The organism is Carboxylicivirga litoralis, assembly GCF_025499605.1.
GTDB classification, from domain to species: Bacteria; Bacteroidota; Bacteroidia; order Bacteroidales; family Marinilabiliaceae; genus Carboxylicivirga; species Carboxylicivirga litoralis.
In genome coordinates this window covers 1-23,324 of record NZ_JAFMVC010000006.1, presented here as the reverse complement: position 1 = coordinate 23,324, position 23,324 = coordinate 1, and the positions used below count along the sequence as shown (strand labels likewise).

17 protein-coding genes are annotated in these 23,324 nt (G+C 39.9%); 10 read left to right on the top strand and 7 right to left on the bottom strand.

Annotation, left to right across the window (positions count from 1 at the left end; translation table 11 throughout):
* Nucleotides 1–80: 80 nt before the first annotated feature.
* The 4 genes from J1N10_RS07685 to J1N10_RS07670 all read left to right on the top strand — a co-directional run bounded on the left by J1N10_RS07685 (nucleotide 81) and on the right by J1N10_RS07670 (nucleotide 7,130).
* Nucleotides 81–1,433, top strand: coding sequence for a thioredoxin family protein (locus tag J1N10_RS07685; RefSeq protein WP_262326110.1), 1,353 nt, complete (start codon nucleotides 81–83; stop codon nucleotides 1,431–1,433).
* 55 nt (nucleotides 1,434–1,488) lie between these two features.
* The gene (locus J1N10_RS07680) at nucleotides 1,489–2,817 is read left to right on the top strand and encodes a thioredoxin family protein (protein WP_262326109.1); all 1,329 of its coding nucleotides are present in this window, start codon (nucleotides 1,489–1,491) and stop codon (nucleotides 2,815–2,817) included.
* 12 nt (nucleotides 2,818–2,829) lie between these two features.
* Nucleotides 2,830–4,197, top strand: coding sequence for a thioredoxin family protein (locus tag J1N10_RS07675; RefSeq protein ID WP_262326108.1), 1,368 nt, complete (start codon nucleotides 2,830–2,832; stop codon nucleotides 4,195–4,197).
* A 122-nt stretch (nucleotides 4,198–4,319) separates the two neighbouring features.
* Nucleotides 4,320–7,130, top strand: coding sequence for a M16 family metallopeptidase (locus J1N10_RS07670; protein WP_262326107.1), 2,811 nt, complete (start codon nucleotides 4,320–4,322; stop codon nucleotides 7,128–7,130).
* A 1,134-nt stretch (nucleotides 7,131–8,264) separates the two neighbouring features.
* Here the strand turns inward: J1N10_RS07670 and J1N10_RS07665 are convergent.
* Nucleotides 8,265–8,960, bottom strand: a complete 696-nt coding sequence (locus J1N10_RS07665) for a hypothetical protein (RefSeq protein ID WP_262326106.1) — start codon at nucleotides 8,958–8,960, stop codon at nucleotides 8,265–8,267.
* Between the two features lie 551 nt (nucleotides 8,961–9,511).
* Here J1N10_RS07665 and J1N10_RS07660 point away from each other — a divergent pair.
* The 4 genes from J1N10_RS07660 to ygiD all read left to right on the top strand — a co-directional run bounded on the left by J1N10_RS07660 (nucleotide 9,512) and on the right by ygiD (nucleotide 13,347).
* On the top strand, nucleotides 9,512–10,261 hold the full coding sequence (locus tag J1N10_RS07660) for a hypothetical protein (RefSeq protein WP_262326105.1): 750 nt from the start codon (nucleotides 9,512–9,514) through the stop codon (nucleotides 10,259–10,261).
* Between the two features lie 260 nt (nucleotides 10,262–10,521).
* Complete coding sequence (locus tag J1N10_RS07655) at nucleotides 10,522–11,478, top strand: Fic family protein (RefSeq protein ID WP_262326104.1); 957 nt, start codon at nucleotides 10,522–10,524, stop codon at nucleotides 11,476–11,478.
* Between the two features lie 232 nt (nucleotides 11,479–11,710).
* Nucleotides 11,711–12,286, top strand: a complete 576-nt coding sequence (locus J1N10_RS07650; RefSeq protein WP_262326103.1) for a Crp/Fnr family transcriptional regulator — start codon at nucleotides 11,711–11,713, stop codon at nucleotides 12,284–12,286.
* Between the two features lie 176 nt (nucleotides 12,287–12,462).
* Nucleotides 12,463–13,347, top strand: coding sequence for a 4,5-DOPA-extradiol-dioxygenase (gene ygiD, locus J1N10_RS07645; RefSeq protein ID WP_262326102.1), 885 nt, complete (start codon nucleotides 12,463–12,465; stop codon nucleotides 13,345–13,347).
* Between the two features lie 217 nt (nucleotides 13,348–13,564).
* On the opposite strand, the gene J1N10_RS07640 is transcribed toward ygiD, so the two are convergent.
* From J1N10_RS07640 to J1N10_RS07615, 6 genes are all read right to left on the bottom strand, one after another.
* On the bottom strand, nucleotides 13,565–14,272 hold the full coding sequence (locus tag J1N10_RS07640) for a LytR/AlgR family response regulator transcription factor (protein WP_262326101.1): 708 nt from the start codon (nucleotides 14,270–14,272) through the stop codon (nucleotides 13,565–13,567).
* A complete protein-coding gene (locus J1N10_RS07635) occupies nucleotides 14,269–15,360 on the bottom strand; it encodes a sensor histidine kinase (protein ID WP_262326100.1) in 1,092 nt (363 codons plus the stop codon). The genes J1N10_RS07640 and J1N10_RS07635 overlap by 4 nt, the downstream gene beginning before the upstream one ends.
* A gap of 42 nt (nucleotides 15,361–15,402) precedes the next feature.
* Nucleotides 15,403–16,623: an ABC transporter permease gene (locus J1N10_RS07630; RefSeq protein ID WP_262326099.1), complete on the bottom strand. Its 1,221-nt coding sequence runs from the start codon at nucleotides 16,621–16,623 to the stop codon at nucleotides 15,403–15,405.
* Nucleotides 16,624–16,633: 10 nt separating this feature from the next.
* A complete protein-coding gene (locus J1N10_RS07625; protein ID WP_316044919.1) occupies nucleotides 16,634–17,386 on the bottom strand; it encodes an ABC transporter ATP-binding protein in 753 nt (250 codons plus the stop codon).
* 80 nt (nucleotides 17,387–17,466) lie between these two features.
* Nucleotides 17,467–18,696, bottom strand: a complete 1,230-nt coding sequence (locus J1N10_RS07620) for an efflux RND transporter periplasmic adaptor subunit (protein ID WP_262326098.1) — start codon at nucleotides 18,694–18,696, stop codon at nucleotides 17,467–17,469.
* Between the two features lie 31 nt (nucleotides 18,697–18,727).
* Complete coding sequence (locus tag J1N10_RS07615; RefSeq protein ID WP_262326097.1) at nucleotides 18,728–20,059, bottom strand: TolC family protein; 1,332 nt, start codon at nucleotides 20,057–20,059, stop codon at nucleotides 18,728–18,730.
* Between the two features lie 416 nt (nucleotides 20,060–20,475).
* On the opposite strand from J1N10_RS07615, the gene J1N10_RS07610 reads away from it, so the two are divergent.
* Nucleotides 20,476–21,393: a DUF362 domain-containing protein gene (locus tag J1N10_RS07610; protein WP_262326096.1), complete on the top strand. Its 918-nt coding sequence runs from the start codon at nucleotides 20,476–20,478 to the stop codon at nucleotides 21,391–21,393.
* A gap of 62 nt (nucleotides 21,394–21,455) precedes the next feature.
* On the top strand, nucleotides 21,456–23,015 hold the full coding sequence (locus J1N10_RS07605; RefSeq protein ID WP_262326095.1) for a 4Fe-4S dicluster domain-containing protein: 1,560 nt from the start codon (nucleotides 21,456–21,458) through the stop codon (nucleotides 23,013–23,015).
* Nucleotides 23,016–23,324: the final 309 nt, after the last annotated feature.

Here is a 23,324-nt window from a genome sequence, read left to right as displayed (position 1 = left end):
TGTTCGAATGAGTAAAACTATTGCAGAACGAGCAATTACGAATGTATAGAATAACTTAAAACAACTAATAATTAAATAGTATGAGAAATATTGGATTAGCATTTTTTCTATTCTTATTTACGGGAAGTGTGGCAGTGTCGCAAGGGATAGATTTTCAGCACATATCATATGAGGAGGCATTGCAAGAGGCCCAAAAGCAAGATAAACTCATTTTTATTGATTTTTATACCGACTGGTGCGCTCCATGTAAAGCACTGGCAAAAGGTCCTTTTCTTGATAAAGAGTTAGGCGACTATTACAACCAGAACTTTATTAGCCTTAAGCTCAATGCTGAGAAAGAGGGAGGCAAGGCAGCCAGAAAGTACGGCGTTAAAGCATATCCTACCCTGATGTTTGTTAATGCTAAAGGTAATATGGTTTACAAAACAACTGGTTTGCGTGATGTAGCCAGCTTAATTCAATTAGGCCAGGAAGCCTTAAATTCAGTCAACAATGAGTTGAGCCTGGAGAATTTAAAGGAACAATTTCCATCAAAACAAGATGATGAAAAATTTCTGAAGTTGTATTATCAGAAAATGATTGAATATGGTGCCAGTCCGGTGGAAGGGATTGAGGCCTGGTTGAAAGTACAAACTGAAATCAAAGAAGCTGATGTGGACATGATGGAGTTTTTGATGAAGCATAGAAAATACTTATTATTAGGAGGTAAGGCTGAGCAAATCTTACAAGAGAACTATGATGAATATTGGGATATTGCTACAAAAGCAGAAGAGCAGGTACTTGAGAATTTTAAGTACAATTTGGCTACTAATACTCAAAATTATGCGTATAAAACTAAGAGTCCCGAAACGATGCGCTTGTTTATTACAAGCTGGAAGCAACTGCCTGAGAAAATAAATAGGTTAGGGGGGCAGATGAAAGCTGGTAATTTAACGGATTACGAAATGGAGTATTTGTTATTAGCCAAAGATTATTCTGCTTTTAAAAAGATGGCTGAAGCCTATTTGGATAGCCTAATTTCGGCCAAGTCATTAGAACAAATCAGGTTAGAAGATAAGGCAACTTATGAAGATTACAAGGCTACCAAGTATGCGCCAAGTATTATAGGCAATGCCACACTTAAAAGATTTGAGCAAGGTAAAGAGGCCAGAAGCCAGCAGAAAGCCATTGTAAAAACCGCAAACTATTATTTAAGTCATTGTGAGAAGTCAAAAGAATACAAGCGCTTGTATAAATGGATTGACTATGGTTCGCAACTAATAGCTGGCGATTACCAAATGGATAACCTTAGAGCCTCAGTGCTTCAAAAGCAAGGCAAATTAAAAGAAGCCATCAAGTATAAGGAAGCTGCTTTATCCAAACTATCGAAGAACGACAGAAACAGGGCAACCGTACAGAATCAACTTGATAAAATGAAGCGCGATCAGAACTAATAATAACCTGCTTATTCAGTACTGATAAAGTCTATCAATCAATAAAATAAAGAAGATGAAAAAAATATATAGCATATTAACACTAATGGCATTGCCTGTTCTATTAATGGCACAAGGCATCCATTTTGAGCATGGTACTTTTAATGAAGCATTAGCAAAAGCCAAAAAAGAGAACAAACTGTTGTTCATCGACGGTTATGCGGTGTGGTGTGGCCCTTGTAAAAAAATGGCAAAAACAGTTTTTCTTGAAGAAGAGGTTGGGAAATACTTTGATGAACACTTTGTCGCCATTAAGGTGGATGTGGAGCGAGGTGAAGGTCCCACAATAAAACGAAAATATGGCATTAGTGGCTTGCCTGGTTATGTCATTGTGGATGGAGATGACAATGTTATCTACCGCTTTTCTGGTTCAATGCCAACTGAGCGTTTTCTGGAAAACCTGGAGACAGCTCGTGTTAATAACAGCAATAGCAACAATATAGCAGCGTTAGCGCAACGGTACACACAGGAGTATGAGGATGAGCAGTTTGTTCGTTTATATCTCAACAAATTAAAAGAAAGTAACTCCACTGGTTATACCGATGTGTTGGAGCAGTACCTGAAGATTCAGACAAACATTTCTGAATCAAGTAAGGAAATGGTTGAATTATTAGCCAATCATAATGAACAAATTATCTACGGTGGTAAAGCCGATGAAATTATTCAGCGCAACTATGGTTCCGATGCCTGGAAACTTTATGTAAGAAAAGATATTCGTGAAATATTTCAGAAGTTACCTCGTAAGATGGTGGAGACATCAACCAATTATGCTGTAGCTAAAAAAGATACCGTAATGCTGGAGTTAGTATTGAGTCGTGCTGGTGAGGCAGGAGTTAAGGTCGATGAACAGCAACGAAAAAGAACCTATACTTTCTTCTATTTGCAAACCGGACAAGGTGAAAAATACAAGGCTATGGTGCATGATGATAATGAGGCTTACATCAGTTCGATTGATGTAGATGAACTACGCAGCTATTATCTCGAATGGCAAATAAGGTGTAAAGAGGGCGATAGACGTGCACTATCTCAAAAACCGTTTTCTATGCGACGAAGTCAGGAAATCTCCTCTATGGTATATAGTTATGCCCAATTTGCCAATACAAAAGAAGATAAGGAAACCGTAACACGATGGATGAAGGTGGCTTATGACATTATTCCAGGTGATTCAAAAATTATGAGTCAATATGCTTCAGTGTTGTATCTATATGGTGATAACAAAGAAGAGGCGATTAAAATAATGGAAGAAGCTTATCAGGCTGCTGTAGAATCAGAAAGCAAGAATGAAGATGGAATAAAGGCTGATTTAGCCTTGATGAAAGCGAATAAGCAAATCATCCTAAAATAAGTGAAGGCGATTATGTATTTAAAGAGATTTATAGCAGGAGTACTTCTTCTTGCTTCAATAGTGGCAGGCAAGGCGCATGCTCAGGGAATCGATTTTCAGCATATTTCTTTCGAAGAAGCCCTGGTGTTAGCCAAACAACAGAATAAACTCATCTTTATCGATTTTTACACGGCCTGGTGTGGGCCGTGTAAACAATTAGCCAAAGGACCGTTTATGGATCCTGAAATTGGGAAGTTCTATAATAAGCATTTTATCAACCTTAAACTGGATGCCGAAAAAGAAGGGAAACAAGCAGCAGCTCTTTTTGCCGTACATCGTTATCCAACCTTGTTATTTGTAGATGGTGATTCTAAATTAGTGTACAGGGGAACCGGGTCTACCATGAAAAAGAGTGGAGGGATGATTCCCTTTTCAAAATTAGCACTTGAGGCTACAAAAGATAAAATGTCGCTTGAAGATATGCAGCAGCTCTTTCCGGAAAAGCAAGATGACGAAGCGTTCTTAAAGAGCTACTACAACAGGCTGGTCGAGTATAATATGAATCCGATAGATGTACTTGATGCCTGGCTAACGGTGCAAACGGAGCTGGAGGAATCCAGTGCAGAGATGATCGATATTTTATTGAAACATACCAACCAAATCTATCTGGGTAGCAAAGCTGAGACGGTTTTAAGAGCCAACTACGATCATTACTTAACGATTGTATCAAGGCAAAATAAAATAAGATTAGAACGAATTGAAGGCTTTATTATTAATGCTACACTGAACCGAGCCTATAGTACGAACGATCCCGTATTGATGAGGCGTTATATTGATCATTGTAAAGAGAAAAACATTGGGCCAGCTAAAAGAGGGAAATTAAGCTTTTATGAGATGGAGTATTTGAGGATTGCCAAGGAATACGACGCTTATAAAAGGGCTGCGGAAGCTTATATTGATGGTATAATTGGTGAAAAATCATTGAAGCAGATCAAGCAAGAAGATGTGAATTTATACAATAAATACTTAGAATATAATAAAGAGCAGTCTGGAGCCTATCATGACTTTAAGATTCGATTGCTGAAGCAAGGGAAAATTGCCACCAATAAGGTTGAAGAAATTGTTAAAGTTAGCCGTGTGTATTGGTCACATTGTAATACAAAAGAGGATTTCAGGCACTTAAAAAGCTGGATAAAATATTGTGATAAGCTTATTCCTGAATACTGGGAAGTGAATAACCTGGAGGCTGACATACTTTATAAACAAGGAAAAAGAGACAAGGCTATTGCATTAAAAGAAGTGGCTATCGAGAATGCTCCTTTTAACTATAAAAAGAAGACAAATCTCGAATATCAGCTACAGTTAATGAGACAAGCCAAAGAATTGACGTTGGGAATGTAACTGTAAAGTGAAGCATGCAGTTGTCCGAAGTAATTGATGAATACAGAATTGTGTAGGCTTTTATTTCGGATGATTGTAGCTATCTGTTCGACTAAACCGGATATTCAACAAAAACAAACAACATGCAAAGAGTTTTTATATTACTAATGGGGGCTATTCTCATTAGTACCGCAGCGTTTGCGCAACAATTCGCTGACTTATCTCAACCCGTACCTTTTGATACTACAATAAGAAAAGGTGTATTGCCCAATGGTTTAACGTATTATTTGAAGCGCAACTTAAGTCCTAAAGGTTTAGCCAGTTTTTATATTTATCAGAATGTGGGAGCTTCGCTTGAAACGGAACAGCAGGATGGATTAGCGCACTTTCTGGAGCATATGGCTTTTAATGGTACAAACACGTTTCCAGGAAAATCCATGTTGAACATGCTGGAACACAACGGCGTAAAATTTGGCAAGGATGTTAATGCATACACTACAAAAAATGAAACGGTGTATAACATTAGTCGTGTGCCCAGTCAACGTGCCGGGTTGGTAGACTCATGTCTCCTGATTCTGCGCGATTGGTGTGATGAGCTGTCGCTTGAGGAGAAAGAGATTGATGCTGAAAGAGGTGTGATATCAGAGGAATGGCGCACACGAAGAACAGCAGCTTTCAGAGTGCAGAATAAGATGGCACCAACGATTTATAATGGTAGTATCTATGCTTATCGTGATGTGATAGGGGAATTGGATGTGATTCAAAACTTCGATCCAGAGGAGCTTCGAAATTTTTATCATGAATGGTATAGAACAGATTTGCAGGCCATTGCCATTGTAGGCGACATTGATGTGGACGCCATTGAGCAACGTGTTATAGAGTTGTTTTCGGCTATACCAGCCATTGAGAATCCAAAAGAAAGAGGAGCGGTTGTTATTCCTGATAACCAGGAGGCAATGTGCGTTCATATCAGCGAAAAAGAATATAAAAACGTTAATATCAATCTGAAAATAAGGCATAAAAGCACACAGGATAATACGCTTGAAGGACTGCGCGAATCCTACATCAACCGCTTCTTTAATGCTTTAATGAAGGCCCGCTACAAAGAGCTCTTACTGAGTGCTAAAGCTCCTTTTCTTAATGCTGGCGCCAGTTATGGTGCGCTGGAAAGAGGTTATAAAGCTTTTAATTTTTATGTGTCAGCGAATGTAGGAGAAGAAACAGAGGCATTTAAAGGGGCTTACACCGAGCTACAGCGTGTGGTGCAACATGGTTTCACTGAATCAGAACTGGAGCGTTTAAAAGCCAATACACTGGTTGCCCTTAAAAATAGCTACCATAAACGTAACAGCATTAACTCTGACGCTTATTGTAAGGCGATAAAAAGAGCATACCTGGAAGATGCCATTATCGCGGATGCCAAATTCAAATACCAGTTTGGGAAAGAGATGATACCAGGTATAACGGTTGAGGAAGTATCGGCTGTTGCATCCAGGTATCTAACTGATATCAACCGATCGTATGTCGTAATTGGTCCTGAGAAAGAAGGTAAAGCTTTTATTAGCCAGGAGGAGATTGAGGCCATTATGGATGAGGTGGAGAATAGCACCATTCAGCCATATGTTGATATGACACCAACGGATGCACCATTGATGAGTGTGACGCCCGTTCCTGGTGAAATAGTAGAAGAAAAGGATATTGAGGAGTTTGGAGCACAAGAGTGGACACTGTCAAATGGCGCAAAAGTAGTCTTTAAACAAGTGAAGAATAACTCTAAAAAGGTTATACTAAAAGCGATCAGTAAAGGTGGTAGTTCATTATATGATACTAACGATTTGCCTTCGTTCAAAGCCGCATCTGCTTTTGTGTCGGGTTTCGGTATTGGAGCCTATAACCCAAGCCAGTTTAAGAAAATAACAGCCGGTAAAACAGCGGCCTGTAGTTATCAGATTGGTGTTTACAACGAATCCATTGCTGCCAATTCGATGGTGCAGGATTTGGAAACCATGTTTCAGTTAGTATTTATGCGTTTTGAGGAGCCGCGTTTTGATCGCCTGGCTTTTGATAAATTAATGGAACGCAATTATTACAACGTTGAAAACGAAGCTAAAACGGCAAAATCCATCATGAGGGATACATTGGGAACTTTGTCCGCTAACGGCAACCCACGCATCTTAAAGTTTGACAAAGCGTTTTTGGATCAGATTAATTTCGAACGAATGAAAGAGATCTATTTTGAACGTCTATCTAACGCGGCAGATTTCACATTTTTCATTATTGGCGATGTGGAGGCTGAATCACTTAAGCCATTGGTGGAGGAATATATCGGTGCCATTAATACAACTGGTAAAGTTGAAAAGTGGGTCGATCATGGTGACTATTTTCCCAAAGGAAAAAATGAACACCGCATTTATTTGCCTATGACTGAGCCTAAAGCTACAGTTGTTATAAAGATGAGTTCTGATGCCAATTATTCGAGAGAAACAACTATTTACCACAATATATTGGGTTCCATTCTTAACCTTCGCTTTACCGAAAACATTCGTGAAAAGGAGGGCGGAACCTATGGTGTCAAGGTACGCCCTACCGGCTCACGTATTCCTGAAATGAAACTGGGATTAAACATACAGTTTGATTGCGATCCGGCTAAGGCAGATTATTTAAAAGAGTTGGTCTATAAAGAGCTAACGGAAGTTCGGAAAACAGTACTTCAGTCAGATTTAGATAAGGTGGTTCTGAATATGAAAAAGAATAACCGCAAAGCTCTGATGAATAATAATTACTGGTTATCTGTATTGACTAAGTTTTACGAAACGGGTGAAAACAGAATGTCGGCCGATTACTTTGATAATGTCATTAATAACGTGACAACAAAAGATATTCAGAAAGCGGCTAATAAATTCCTTAAAAAAGCTGATGTTTTAGACGTTATATTTTTGCCGGAAACAAAATAACAAGACACGCTATTTTTTGGAATTAACAATGCACCATGCTATTAATTTATAGCATGGTGCTTTTTTTGAGCTAATCGGTATATGCCCATTAGCTTGTTGTAACCTTCTATCTAACTAATAGGCAATCCCCCTAATTCTTAAATTGTTATAACCCTCCACAAACTGGAGAGTGTCCAAAAACAAAATCATCAGAGCTAAAAACTTACGATTTGTAAGCAAAATGTAAATCAACTCTTCCCTTTGCTCTTGAGAGCAAGGGGAAGTACACCGCCAAAGGCGGTGGGATGGGGATTTCAATATGCTCAAGTTGCAATTCGTAATTTCAAATAAAGACTAGTTTGGTTTTTGGACACTCTCAATCCGTTAGGTCATTGAATATTGCGCTATGGCGCATGGGGTACTGAGTTCGATTTAAATTTCTGAGGCGATAGCAATATTCAGGTGTATATTAAACTGTCAATAATTCTTCCCTTTGCTTTTGAAAGCAAGGGGAAGTGCCATGCCGCAGGTGTGGCGATGTGGATGGGTTTACTTCACTCTCCTCCTTTTTAAGCTACTCTTTATTATTAATTATTAAAACCATTGGTGTCCGGTTAATAATTATATTTTTCAATGTATGCCATTGTTTATATGCAACTCCGCTGGAGTTGTGATTAAGAGGCTTATTTTTATATTCTACAGAGGTTCAACTTCTCTGAAGTTGATAGCTTATCCTCATAGGGGATAAATATTTATAAATCTGTTTATTAGTATGATTAACAACTCCAGAGGAGTTGCATCTTTTAGATTTTCTTCAATTAACCGGACAATAATGATATTAACCTGAGTTTAAAATTTTACGTCGAATTCAGGTTATTAAACAATACTAAAGGTAAAAGGTAGAGTTGTAGCCCGAAGGCGAAGCAAATGACACCAGAAGCGCATGAAATTTCACCGGAACATTAAAATATGAGCCGGGAGCTGCTTCATATGGCACGAAATGGCGGAAAAAATGCACGAGGGCTGTGCAAAATGACACGGGAACGGGTCATTAGCACACGAGGACTTCGAAAATTGACACGAGGGTATAAAAATATCCCGCGGGAGCTGGTCAAAACTTCCGCGGGATAGTAAAATCAAGGGGTTTGGATTTTTTTACTTATAGTCGTTTACATATTTAGCTTTGCGATCAGGGTTACGCCAAAATACATATTGCCCTACTTCGCGAATAGCACTGACACGTTCGCTCAACAGCGTGTAAACTTTGTCGCGGCGTATTTTGATGGCACTGCTTTCGTCTTTTGAGCCGTTAGCATTAGCCAGTAATTCTGCCATATTGTGCGATAGTGTTCTGGCTTTGGTGTTTAGTTCAGTATTGTAATTAATAACAGCTAATGGTTGCGGGTATTTCTCTGCCAAAACAGCTAAGTCCATCAAATCCTGCAGCATATCGGCATGACCACTGCCTTCGCGTATTCGCATCACTTTCTTTTTTACATCTGGCTGATGGCGGTAGGCAAAACTAAAATGATGTAATAATTCATTTCTAAGCTCATAGGCCTCTGGTGATTTGTCGAGCCATTCTTTTTGTGCCTCCTGGCGGGCACGGTATTCGCTCATCCATTCAGCTTGGGTGTAACGTAAAGCACCAGGCAGGCTCTGCAGATCCTCAACAAAGGTCCAGTCTAATCCGGCCTTCACCAATTCATCTTTATCTTTCTCAGCTTCCACACATAGTGTTTCAGCAGCAGCGGCAGCCGTATCAACCGGCATGTCGGGTAGTTTAACAGCTTCTAAGGGCATGGCCTCAATTGGTTCTTGCCAGTTTTCGAAATCTTGTTTAAAACTCATTAAAATAATTGTTTTAAATCCTATATTGCAAAGCTCCGCCGGCCTCCTCTTCCAATGCCCGATGCCAATCTTGCAAGGTTGATGACCAGCCGGCGGTTTACCTCTCAATATTTTCATATTAAAGCTAATAGTATTTAACATTAAGTTAACATGACGAGTATCATGTTGGAGCTCATTCTTTGTTGAATGGCTCAATTTATCTGATTAACGCAGTGAAACTATTGATAAATGACAATGTGGAGTCGTGCTACGGTATACGAAATAAAGCTCAGTCATAAGAACTTGTATTAGTGAATCAACCAGTGGGTAAGCTCAAAAATATACCGGATGCTGCTGGTACCTCTGCAAACGTATTAGACACATTATTTTATCAAGCAGTAGTTAATGTGCTAATCCGTAAATTTTTACTATGTTTATGATGTGTGCCGCAAAAAGAAAATATACTATATATTAAAACGTAATACGATTTAGTAAGCTACGGCCATAAGGTAGATATAAAGCATAGGGCTTTATATTGAATAGTTGTAACCCATGTAAACCAAACTGCAACAATGAATAAACTTATAATTCTCTTGTCTTTAATTTTGGTTAGTTCATGCAATTTGAAAAATGATTCAAACAGAAGCGTGCACTTAGCCTCGCAAGAAGTAAAGACTGACTCTATCATTAAACATACCAACATTGAACACAACAAATCTGAGGCAGAGAAAATTAAGCAAAAAGACGATAGTTTAGTTGTCGATGGTTCCATTGGGCTTATTGTCCTTGAGAATTATACTACTGGAAAGTGGATTATTAAAAATGAAGACAATTCAATGTTTGAATCATTTGATTTTGAGCAAGAAGAATCACAAGATTACTATAATAAACTAGATTCAGTAACATCACACTTTGACTTATTTGCTTACAAACCAGATTATGGCCTGTTAATCATTAAAAGCAACATAGACAAAGACAATTATTTAATAGAAACACGCTCATATAAAACAAAGCTGATTTCAAAATCAAATACAAACTTTAAATTTTACACTTGGACAGAATTTCTATTATCGGACCAATACGTTTCGATATCTGAACACAATCTAAAATTTTATGATTTGCCTATCGATTCGTCAGAATTTAAAATTTATGAAGCAAGTAATGCAAATGAATTGTTTGCAATATCAGCAACCGAAATAAAAACTGACTGGATAAAAATAAAACGAGAATCCTTAGTTAATGATACTATTAAACCCAACGATGGCTGGACAAGGTGGTGTAAGGACGGTAAACTGATAATTGATTTTTGGTTTCTCTTATAGTAAACGTAAAGAAAAACACGGGTTACAAACCGCAATAGTGCATAAGGGAGGTAGAGTAATTTGGTTGGTTTAATATTTTAATTTTGTGTCAAAACGCAAATTTGGCTCAGTACATATTGACAGGTAAGAGCTTCGAAATCACTTGCGTTTCTTATACTCACCGTTAGGCTTTATTTGAACCCAAACTACTAAAACTTGCTGAAAGCTTTAAATTAGCTATTTTTGATACTATCAAATGATACTATCAAAAAGAGCATATTATGAAACCGCCATATAGCATAACAGGAAAGATATTAAAATTAGTTGCTACGATTTCAGAAAAGATTGGAGAAGTTAATTCAGCTCATTTAAACAAGCCACCAACAGAATTAAGAAAGAAAAATAGGATTAAGACAATCCACTCATCTCTTGAAATTGAAGGAAATACTTTGACACTTGAGCAAATTACTGCAATTGTGGAGAACAAACGTGTAGTTGGTCCCAAAAAAGATATTCTTGAAGTAAAAAATGCCATCGAAGTTTATGAATACATTGACAAATTGGACCCATATAGTTTTGATTCATTTTGTGAAGCGCATGGTATACTAATGAATGGACTTATAGACTCAGCAGGTAAACTCAGAAATAAATCGGTTGGAATTGTTAAAGGAGAGGAAGTTGCTCATGTTGCTCCTTCTAGTGAAATGCTTAAGCCTTTAATGCTTGACCTATTTGACTATGTAAAAAATGACGATGACTTAGTTTTAATCAAAAGCTGTGTATTTCATTATGAGATGGAATTTATTCATCCTTTCATAGACGGAAATGGAAGAATGGGAAGGTTATGGCAGACGTTGATTTTAAAGGACGCTTATCCAGTATTTGAATATCTTCCAATAGAGTCTTTAATAAAAGAACAACAAGAACAATATTATGAATCGCTTGGAAAGTCTGATAACAGTGGAGAATCAACAGTATTTATTGAGTTCATGCTTAATATAATACTTGAATCACTAGAGGATTTACTAAATATTCAAAATGTGAGTTTAACAAATACTGACAGGTTAAACCTTTTTAAGTCAATTATAAAGAACGACTATTTTACTCGTAAGGAATATTTAAAAAATTTTAGAGAAATATCTTCAGCTACTGCTAGCAGAGATTTAAAGTTTGCTGTAGACAATAAAATAATTGAGAAAATTGGAGACAAAAACACAACAAGATATAGGTACAAATAAAAAACAAAGCCTACGCCGCCATAGCGCATAGCAGAGTTGGTGGTATTTTGGTCGTGCAGATTAGCTTCGCTGATTTCCGCTTCGCTCCAATTCTCGCCTCGCTGGTCTCGTCCTCTCGGAAGGACAATGTCAACGTAAATCTGCTACAGCGCCATGCGGCCAATCCGTTAGGCGTAAGTTTATAATTTCGTACTTTCAAATAAATTTGCTTCAATGAATAAGAAAATAAAAGATGCCAGAGGATAACAAATTATTGTACTACATAAATAAATGGACCAGTATATCAGAAGCGGATGAAGCTAAAATTCTATCTGCTTTTGAACCCATATCAATAAAGAAAAGGAAAGACCTTTTAGTCTCAGGACAGGTTTGTAACTATTTGTATTTTATTACCACCGGTTGTCTGCGCTCATCTTACATTGATTCTAAAGGTGCAGAGCATGTATACCAAATACGAATGGATAACAATTGGATTGGAGATATTGACAGTTATTTTACGCGGCAAAATTCCAAATACACTATAGAAGCATTAGAAGATTCAAATCTGCTACGCATTTCGGTTGACCGTTTGGAGCAATTATTTGTTGAAATACCCAACCTTGAAAGGTATTTCCGTATTCTTTTTCAAAAAGCATATATAAATGCACTAAACAGGTTAAGTGCAACCATGTGGGAAACGGCCATAGACAGGTACAATGAGATGCTTAAAGAACACCCGGAGATATTTCAACGAGTACCACTCGTTCATATAGCCTCATACCTGGGCATTACTCCTGAAAGCCTCAGCAGGATTAGAAGACAGGTGTAATTCAGTTACTCTAAGAGCTGTTGCCTTAACATACATCAGTTTTATTTCTTACCATAGGTCAAGTGTTTGAGCACTCTCTACGACCTACTTTTGTATTGTAAACATTAATTATTAGCAATTAAAAGTGTTGCGATATGAAAAGCATTAAAAATGCCAGATTATAAAACTGCATAAAAATGAATAGGAAGGTATTTCTAAAAACATTAACAATGGCACTGCCAGCAACATTAGGAGTAATGAAATTAAATGCATTAAACACAATACTGGAGAATTGGGAAGATACACCAAAAATGCCTGTACTTTTTCTTGGTCATGGTAGCCCAATGAATGCAATTTCTGAAAATGAATTCGTTCAAGGTTTTAGAAAAGTATCTTCCGAAATTGAAACACCAAAGGCTATCGTGGTTATTTCTGCGCATTGGGAAACACAAGGCACACAGGTGACGGCCATGGAAAGTCCACAAACCATCCATGATTTTGGAGGATTCCCAAAAGAACTGTACGAAATTCAATATCCGGCACCAGGGTTACCAAAATTGGCGAATGAGATTAAAAATATGGCGAGTGGTACGAATATTATTTTGGATGAGAAGTGGGGGCTAGACCATGGAGCATGGTCTGTAATCAGGCACATGTATCCTAAGGCAAATATACCTGTCATACAAATGAGTCTTGACTACAACAAAACTCCAAAGCAACATTATCAACTGGCTATGGAGCTTTCAGAATTGCGAAACAAAGGCGTTTTGATTGTAGGTAGTGGCAATTTGGTGCACAACCTGAGAAAGGTGAATTGGCAAAAATTGAATGACAATTATGGATACGATTGGGCGATTGAAGCTAATGAAAAAATGAAGCAATTCATTTTGAACGGTAATCACGAGGCTTTAATAAATTACTCAAAACAAGGTAGGCCTTTTAAATTATCGATACCCACTCCCGAACATTATCTGCCCTTGCTTTACAGCCTTGCCCTTCAGGATAAAAAGGATGAAATAGACATTTTTAATGATGAACCCGTGGCAGGTTCATTAACAATGACTTCAGTGAAAATTGGATAAATAAATTACAAAAAGAATATGAGGGAAAAAGTAAAAGAAATTAACGACGACTGCTATAAATAACGAATGCCAACACGCCACAAATAGCGCATAGCAGCGTGCGTAGTATTATGGTCGTGCAGATTAGCTTTGTTGATTTCCGCTTCAATCGTCTTGTCCTCCCGGGCGGAGAAATATTTTCAGGGGAGGCTACAATAGCAGATAATGGATGAAGTGCCTAGATAAAATTCTTGTCCAGAAAGTCTTTAAATGCCTTCTTGTATTGCTCGCTCACCGGGATATATTCTTTGCCAAACACAATGCGGCTGCGGTCGATGGTGTCAATCTTATCCAGGTTGACAATAAAGGAACGATGCACGCGCATAAACTTCTCTGCCGGTAACTTCGCCTCCATCGATTTTAAGGAGTGAAGCGATAGAATGGGTTTGTCCTGGTGCTGAAGAAACACTTTCACATAGTCTTTTAAGCCTTCGATGTATAAGATGTCGTTAAAATTGATGCGACGAATCTTATAGTCCGATTTCAGGAACAGAAAGGCATTATTGCTTTCAATGGTTTCCTGTTGCTCATAATGGATGAGCTTTTGCGCTTTTTGCGCAGCTTTTAGAAACTCATCGTAGCCAAATGGTTTTAGCAGGTAATCAATGGCTTCCAGCTTAAAACCTTCTAAGGCATATTTTTCAAAGGCCGTGGTGAAAATTAATTTAGGTGGATTAGCCAGGATGCGTGCAAACTCAATGCCTGTGAGGTCGGGCATTTGAATATCAACAAACATCAAATCGGCTTCGTTCTGATTCAGAAATTCCATGGCATCAATGGGATTGTCGAAGCTGCCGGCTAACTCCAGGAAGGGTGTTTTTTCGATATAGCCCGATAGCAGCTGCAGGGCAAGCGGCTCGTCATCTATAGCAATGGTTCTGATCATAACGATTCGTTTAGTTCGATGCTCAATTCCACCTTAAATTCAGTGTTGGTATTGTCTATCGTTAGGCGGTGTTTATCAGGATACAACAATTGCAGGCGTTTTCTGACATTCTCCAGTCCGATGCCTGAGTGTTTCTCCGTTAACTTGGTTTCAGGTGTTTTGCTGATACTGTTAACACAGCTAAATTGAAGCACCTTATTATCCACTTCCATTTTTATATGGATAAATGAATTCTCGCGATAACTGATGCCGTGCTTAAACGCATTTTCGATAAACGGAATAAACAGCAACGGCGGTATTTCAACCGTCAGATGCTCCTCGGGCAAGTCAATCTTAAATTCCACCTTAGGCGAAACACGCAGGCGCATCAAGTCGATGTAATGATTCAGGAAGACCACTTCCTGTTTCAGTTCGGTTAGCCCGTTTTCTGAATCGTACAGCAGGTAACGCATCAGTTTCGATAGTTTTAATACCGATTTCTGACCTTCGGGTGCACTAATGCCGATCAGTGCGTAGATATTGTTCAGCGTGTTAAAAAAGAAGTGAGGACTCACCTGGTTTTTCAAAAAGGCTAATTCGGAGTTCAGCTTTTCTTTTTCCAGTTCCTTTTGCTTCTTCTCCGAGGCCACATGTTTTTCTATCACCTTTAGCCCAAAGGCAAAGCTGCTCACTATGGTCGATGTCAAGATGTAATAATAAACCTGAAGCTGGCGTAAAGGCGGTTTGGGCAAGATGTTTTCTTTCGCCAGACGGTCCATGGCCTCTGCAAATTTGCGTTCCTTTTCGGGGTCGTGTAGAAACCATTCGTTCAGGTAATACATCACCACGTAGAACACGGCAATGGTTGTGATGGCACCGAGGAAATAAACGATTTTACGTTTTTTGAAAAACAATTCAGGCACCAAAAGCAGGTAATTAATGTAGAAGATGACACCGTAAATTGCCGCATTCAGATAAAAGCCCCAGGCAATAAAATTCTGATTGCCCCAGTATCGGTTGATAATAAGCTGTGGTAAAATAACCAATACCAGCCAGGCTAATACATGTAGGGTAAACGTTAAAGAACGGTTTTTTGACAGTTTCATCATCTACAAAAATGCTTTTGGTCTAAAATAATGAATTATTATAAATTACTCATGACGTATGGCATCAATCGGATTCAGATTGGCTGCCTTGCGTGCCGGGTACCAGCCAAAGAATACGCCGATGGCCGAGCAGACAAGGAACGACAATAAAATTGCATTTTCCATGATAATAAACGGCAGGCTGAGCACATTGGTGGCTAGCGCCGAAACCAGTAAACCAAACAGGATACCAATGATGCCACCAATGATACTTAAAATGACTGCTTCAATCAGGAACTGCATTAATATATCGGTGCCACAGCCGCCTACCGACATGCGCAAACCAATCTCTTTGGTGCGTTCGGTAACGGATACAAACATGATGTTCATAATGCCGATGCCGCCTACTAATAAGGAGATGCCGGCGATAGCACCCAATAGCATCGTCATGTTATTACTGACGGAGGTAAACATCGAAACCATTTCGGCTTGCGAACGCACCTCAAAATCATCATCTGTACCATCTTTTAATTTGTGCTGACTTCTTATTATGGTTTCAATCTCTTCAATAGCCGCATCAGAGCTATCTTCGCTAATGGCCGATGCGTAGATGGCTTGTATGTGTGTAATGGCCAGCAGACGACGCTGAACAGAGGTGTAAGGTGCCAGTATGAGGTCATCCTGGTCCATGCCCATACCGTTTTGCCCTTTTTCTTTCAACACGCCAATAACTTTGAGCGGAATGCCTGAATAGCGAATAGTTTGTCCAACGGGGTCGACTTCAGTGCCAAAGATGTTTTCAACAACCGTTTGGCCAACAATACATACCTTACTCAGACTATTGATTTCCTGCTCGGTAAAAATACGCCCATCTTCCAGTTCATATTTTCGAATGTCCAGGTATTCGCCATTGACACCATAGATAGTGGTTGGCCAGTTTTTGTTACCCCTGATGGCTTGTCCGCTTGTTGACACCTGGGGCGATATCATACTCAGGTTCCTGGCTTGTTTGCGCAGGGCTGCCACATCTTTTAGTGTTAATGATTTAGCGTTGGAATTGCCCATCATCACACCACCACGCCGCATTGAACCAGGCATCGCAAATATCATGTTGGAGCCCATCTGTGATATTTCGCTTTGGATGCTCTGTTTTGAACCTTCTCCAATGGAAAGCATACCAATGACAGAGCCCACACCTATGATGATGCCCAACATGGTTAATACGGCTCTGAATTTATTGCGGTTCAGGGCGTTGATGGCTATTTTAGTCAGATTTATATAGTTCATTACCTGTTGTTTAAAAGTCAATATCTGTTTCCACAGGCAGCTCTGCAATCAGCTGCGTAGCATTGTGTCGCTTGTCCACCGTCATCTCTGTTTTTATCAATCCATCTCTGAAAACGATATTGCGTTTCATAAACCGGGCAATATCTTCCTCGTGCGTTACAAAAGCGATGGTTTTGCCGTCGTCATTCAGCTTTTGAAAGAGTTCCATTATCTCATAGGATGTTCTGGTATCGAGGTTACCGGTAGCCTCATCGGCCAGGATAATAACCGGGTCGTTCACCAGTGAGCGGGCAATCGCCACGCGTTGCTGCTGGCCACCCGACAGCTGATTGGGCATGTGATGATAACGGTCGGCCAGTCCCACCTGCTCCAGGGCATGCATGGCTCGTTCGCGGCGCTCTTTGGACTTTACTTTTGAATTGTAATACAAGGGCAACTCCACATTTTCGAGGGCTGTTGTGCGCGGCAGCAGGTTATACGACTGAAATATAAAACCCAGTTTGGTATTACGTAGCTGGGCCAGTTGTTTTTTGTTCATCTCAGCCATGTTAACGCCATCGAGCAAATAAGTGCCATCGGTTGGCTTATCAAGACAACCTAAGATGTTGAGCATAGTTGATTTGCCCGAACCACTGGTGCCCATGATGGCCGCAAAATCACCTTCCTTGATTTGCATGTTGATTTTACGAAGCGCATGCACTGTCACCTCTCCAACATGGTAATCTTTTTTCAGGTCTTTGACTTCTATTATGGTTTTTTGCATAATCGTAGTGTAATAGTTTGTTGGTTTTTAGCCAGTAGTCCAAAAAGCTGATAGCTACTAGCTATCAGCTTTAGTGTTTACTATTTTTTGCGTTGAGGTGGTTTTGGCATAAATGGGTTACCGCCGCTCGCCTGAACTTCTTTATTGGCGTTTTTCTGTTCCATCTTTAAAATAACCACATCGCCTTCCTGTAAACCATCCAGCACTTCTACATTAATATCATCATCCATGCCTAGCTTAACCGGCACGGGCTGAAGAATGGCATCGCGTTTCACCCAAATCATTTTATTGTTGTCCTGTGCTGGTGCATCCATTGGAGGAAAATCGTCTTTTGGTGCTCCATCAGGCATTTCGGGCCTGGCCGAATCTTGCATATAGCTCATTAATAATTGAGGGTCGGGATTGAAACGAGCGGCTTTACTAGGTGCTAGCAGAATGTCCTTTTTCTCGACTACAAAAATGTTGGTTTCGGCGGTCATACCCGGCATCAGCTTGTAATCGGGGTTTGGTGCAGAAATAATAATGGTGTAAGTCACCACATTATTGGTCACCGTTGGCTCCAGGCGTACTTCCGTAACTTCGCCTTCAAATACCTCGTTAGGATAAGCATCCACTGTAAATTCCACACGATGGCCTTTTTTTACCAAGCCTATATCGGCTTCATCCACATTGGCTTCCACACGCATTTGTGTCAGGTCGTTGGCAATGGTAAACAGTGTTGGCGTGTTAAAACTGGCCTGAACCGTTTGACCTGCTTCCACCGCGCGGTTTAATACAATGCCGTTAATGGGCGAATAGATAAGTGCAAAATCCAGGTTGATCAAATTCCTTTTGTGCTGCGCCACGGCGCTTTTGTAGCTGGCTTTTGCTTTATTAAGGTTATAAACCGTTTGGTCGTAGTCGGCTTGCGAAATCAGTTCTTTTTTGAACAAAGGCGCCAGTCGCTCGTAATTGGCTTGCTGGTACTCCAGTTCGGCCTTGGCATTGTCAACCGATGCCTGTGTTTGCTCTACAGCTGCCGCCAGGTTGGTGGTATCCAGTTTGGCCATCAGTTGACCTTCCTTTACATAGGAGTTAAAATCAACAAATATTTCTTCGATGATGCCAGATACCTGTGTACCTACTTCAACAGTAGTAATGGCTTCAAGTGTTCCGGTTGCCGTAACGGTGCTGCTGATGGTTCCCTTTTTTACAATTCCTGTTTCAATGTCAATCTGATCAGGTGAGATGGTTTCAGGTTTAAACAGCAAAAAGGCGGAACTTGATGCGATAAGAACCAGTGCGATTATGATAATTGTCTTTCGTTTCATATGATCAATATTTTTTTCTTGTTGTTGAAGCTTATAATGTAATGGCCTGGCCCATGTAAAAATCTAGTATTTTATAGTTGAACAGAAGCTTGTACTTCGACTGCAGGAAGCTGCTTTCAGCTTGCGTCATATTGTTCTTTTCGAATATGAAATCAACCGAATTCATCAATCCGTTTTTGTATTTTTCTTCGGCCAGACTGTAGGATTCTTCATTGGCCTGGTACTGCTCCAGACTTGCTTCGTATTCCAATTGCGAGATGCGCACATCCACACATATCTGTTCAATATTCATTCGGAGGTTATTCTGCGTGTCCTGCTCCTGCAGTTCCGCGCTCTGGTAGTTAATGCGGGCTTTGGCCACATTCGTCTTTACCTGTTTATTCTGAAAGATAGGAATGGATAAGGTTAGACCCACATTGGGTGTAAATCGGTCGTTGAGCTGATTAGCATAGGTTTGATCCAAAGTATTGTAATAACCGGTTGATAAGCCGGCGTTGGCCGATAAGGTTGGGAAGTATGATGCCTTCGATATTTTCTCGTTTAGTGCCGCACTCTCCTTTTGCAGTTCAGCATTTTTCAAAGCCGGACGTATTTGTGCCGATATGGCATATACTTCTGCCGGGTTGGGACTTAGTTGTTGGTTTACTTCTTCATTTAGCTTCGGATAAGTGATTTCAAAATCAGGTGTTACCGGAAGCAGCATCATCTGCATCAGGTTCACTTTGGCAATGGCCAATTGGCTTTGCGCATTGATGAGGTTCAGCTTCTCGGTGGCCATCTGCGATTTTACCTGCAAGTAATCTGAACGTGAAATCAACCCCGATGTTAAGCGCTCCTGCGCGAAGTTGGCTTGTTCTTCGGTTGCGTTAAGTTGCTGCTGCGAATTATCTACATTTTCGGTGTAAAAGATGACTTGCAGATAGGCATCCAGAATGTTCAATGTGACGGTTTCCTTAACAGCCTCTGAGTTATAAACACCCGCTTCCATGTCCAGTTTAGCCTGCTTAATCAGGTTATTAAGTCGGCCATAGTTATAAAGCGTCACATTGGAGTTAACACCGTAGTTATTGTTTTGCGAATTGCTGAACTCACTCTCACCGGTTGTGGCATCTTCCGTGTTTTGCCACGATACATTGTAGCTAACCGATGCATTTAATGAAGGCAGTTGTTGGCCTTTAGCTTGTTCAATGTTGTATTTGTTCGATAGGTTGGTCAGCATAGTCTGGCGCACCTGAATGTTTTGCGACAGTGCATAGTCGATGCATTGCTCCAATGTCCACGAGTGGACCTGTGTGGAATCCTGGCCGAAAAGTAGGTTAATATTAACAATGACAGCCAGCAATATTAATTGTAGTCGTTTCATATCATTATATCATTTCAAGAATGAAATTACATTAAGGGCTTATGCTTGAAAAGTATAATAGATGTATCAGGTGTTTTTACCGATAAACTCCCTTTTTTTAGCGATTCAATTTTGACGAATAATATGTTTTGAGAAGAATCTAGATATTGCAATAACCCATGAATTCGAAGCCTCAGCCAAAGCGAATGTTACAACCCATCTATTTGCTTATTTCAAATAATACATCGACTGGCATATCTGGTTCGGAACTACAAAGCCTAACTTAGTCTTTATTTATATCCACTTTAAATTGCTGAGAACCAACGCCTCATTCTTTATTTTTTAGTACTTTTCAAGTGCTTAAATTGACTCGCAATACCTGAATGAGTTGGTATAAGTGGGAAACATCTTAGGTAGTAACGGATAAATCACATATTATGAAGAGAAGAGATTTTTTACGAACAGGCGTAGGAGCCACGCTGTTGAGCGGAGCTTTACCATTATTTGGAGGTTTAGAGAGTGTTAATGGAATGCCGGCAACATCGGAATATGATTTGGCGGCTGTACGTGGAGGTAATGGTGCTGATATGTTTGACCGTGCCATTGAAGCCATTGGTGGAATGAGTAAATATGTGAAGAGCGGACAAAAGGTATTGGTGAAGCCAAATATTGGGTGGGATGCACCACCAGAGAGAGCAGCTAATACTAATCCGGAGGTAGTAGCCCGCATTGTAAAACGGTGTAAGGAGGCAGGCGCTTCTGAAGTATATGTGTTTGATAATACCTGTAACAAATGGGATCGCTGTTACCGCAATAGTGGAATAGAAGAGGCTGTTAAAGCTGAAGGCGGTAAGATGGTGCCGGGTAATACCGAGTCGTTTTATAAAGAAGTGGAGATACCTAATGGCGTTAGTTTAAAGAAAGCCAAAGTACATCAACTGGTACTGGAGTCGGATGTGTTTATTAATGTGCCGGTGATGAAACACCACAGTAGTACACGCATTTCATTAGCTATGAAAAACCTGATGGGAGTGGTTTGGGATCGTCGTTTCTACCACTCGAACGACCTGCACCAATGTATTGCTGATTTCTGTACGTTTAAAAAACCCGATTTAAATATTATTGATGGTTATAACATGATGACCAAAAACGGGCCTCGTGGCGTGTCGGTGGCTGATGTTACTAACTTAAAAGCCATGATTGCCTCATCTGATATTGTGGCGGCTGATGCAGCTGCTACCAAAATGTTTGGTCTTCAACCTTCTGAAATCGGGCATATTAAGATTGCTCACGACATGAAGTTGGGTAATATGAATTTGGAAGAGTTAAGCATTAGCAAGCAAAAAATGGCATAAGTAGTGCCGCTGGCCGCACAATAAAAGATTTCAATAATTTACCAGATTGAATCATATAGGATATGAATTATAAGCATTTGAAAAAGACAAGGGTGATTTTTTCACTCTTGTTTTTTATACTCACTATTTCACTGTTTCTGGATATTTATGAGAACTATGCCAACGAAACAGTACACGAAACCTTGTTCCTGCAGTTTATGCCATCATTGATGAAATTTATCAGCACACTGGCTATTGGATCTGTGGGCTTTATAATTGTGATAGCGCTCACAGCTTTTATGGGGCGATTGTATTGCAGTGCCATTTGTCCTCTGGGTATATTACAAGATGTATTTGCCTGGATAGCGAAAAAGCGTTCGTCAAGAAAATTCTTTTACAAGAAGAAAAAAGCTTATCCTATTTTACGCTATACTTTATTGGGATTAACGGTGTTGGGTATTCTGTTATCGTTCTCAACTATAGTTACTCTGCTTGATCCCTACAGTAACTTTGGGCGTATAATAACCTATCTGGTTCGCCCTGTTGTGGTGGCTGCCAACAACGGTTTATCTATGCTGTTGCACAAAGTTGATGTTTATACATTAAGCCCGGTTAAGTTGGTGTCAGCGCCCTGGTTTATATTGTTGTTTACAGCAGCTGTTTTAATGACGATTGCTTACATGTCCTATAAGCGTGGTCGTTTGTTTTGTAATACCATTTGTCCGGTGGGTACTTTCCTTGGTTTATTTTCAAAAATATCATTCCTGAAAATACAATTTGATGAGTCGAATTGCACCAAATGTGGAAAGTGCATCGGTGAATGTAAAAGTGAGTGCATCGATATTAAAAACTTCTCGGTTGATTATTCGCGCTGTGTCGATTGTTTTAACTGTGTGGCAGTATGTAACGATTCGGCTCTTAAGCTGACATCGAAAAAGCCACAAGGCCAGCCCGAAAGCAATGATACTGGTCGCCGCAGTGCCATTGCAACCGGAGTAGCTTTGTTGGTTGGTCAGAAAATATTAGCAGAAACAAAGCCTGGGGCAAAGGATACATCAAAGCTCTTAGTGAATGAAAAAGAACATCCGGTCGCTCCTCCGGGAGCCATCAGTATTAAACGCTTTAATGAAATATGCACAGCTTGTGGTTTATGTATAGCGGCTTGCCCTACGCAAGTGCTGCAGCCGGCAGTATCACAATATGGACTTAAAGGCTTTATGCAGCCACATATGGATTATGTGGATGGTGGTTATTGTAACTTCGATTGTCGAGGTTGTGGACAGGTATGTCCAACAGGTGCTATTTTGCCAATTGAAATTGAAGAAAAGCAGCTAACGCAGTTGGGTAAAGCCGTTTTTGTAAAAGAAAATTGTGTGGTGTATACCGATGGTACCGATTGTGGAGCATGTTCAGAGCATTGCCCTACAAAAGCGGTTAACATGGTGCCTTATGAAGGTAACCTGTTAATTCCTGAAGTTAACCAGGATATTTGTATCGGTTGTGGTGCCTGTGAACATCCTTGTCCTTTGGATGCGCCTTTTAAAGCCATTTATGTTGAAGGTAATGCTGTTCATCAGGCCGCTGAAAAGCCGCAAGAAGAAGAGCAAACAACAGCTCCTGTTGAAGAGGATTTTCCTTTTTAATTTAAATCGAACTCATTACCCCATGCGCCATAGCGCAATATCCAATGACCTAACGGATTTCCCCCCTTGGCGAAGGGGGACAGTTTGTGGAGGTTTATAACAATTTAAGAATTTGGGGGATTGCCTTTTGGTTAGATAGAAGGTTTAAAAAGAAAACCATAAGATTACCGCAGAGTTAAAGATGGGTATGGAGTAATACCGTTTACTAATCAATGAGGGTGTCCAAAAATCAAAAAAGGAATACGGTCACTGAGCGGAGTCGAAGTGATTATGCATTGAAAATCAACTTTATTTAAATTTCATCTCGAC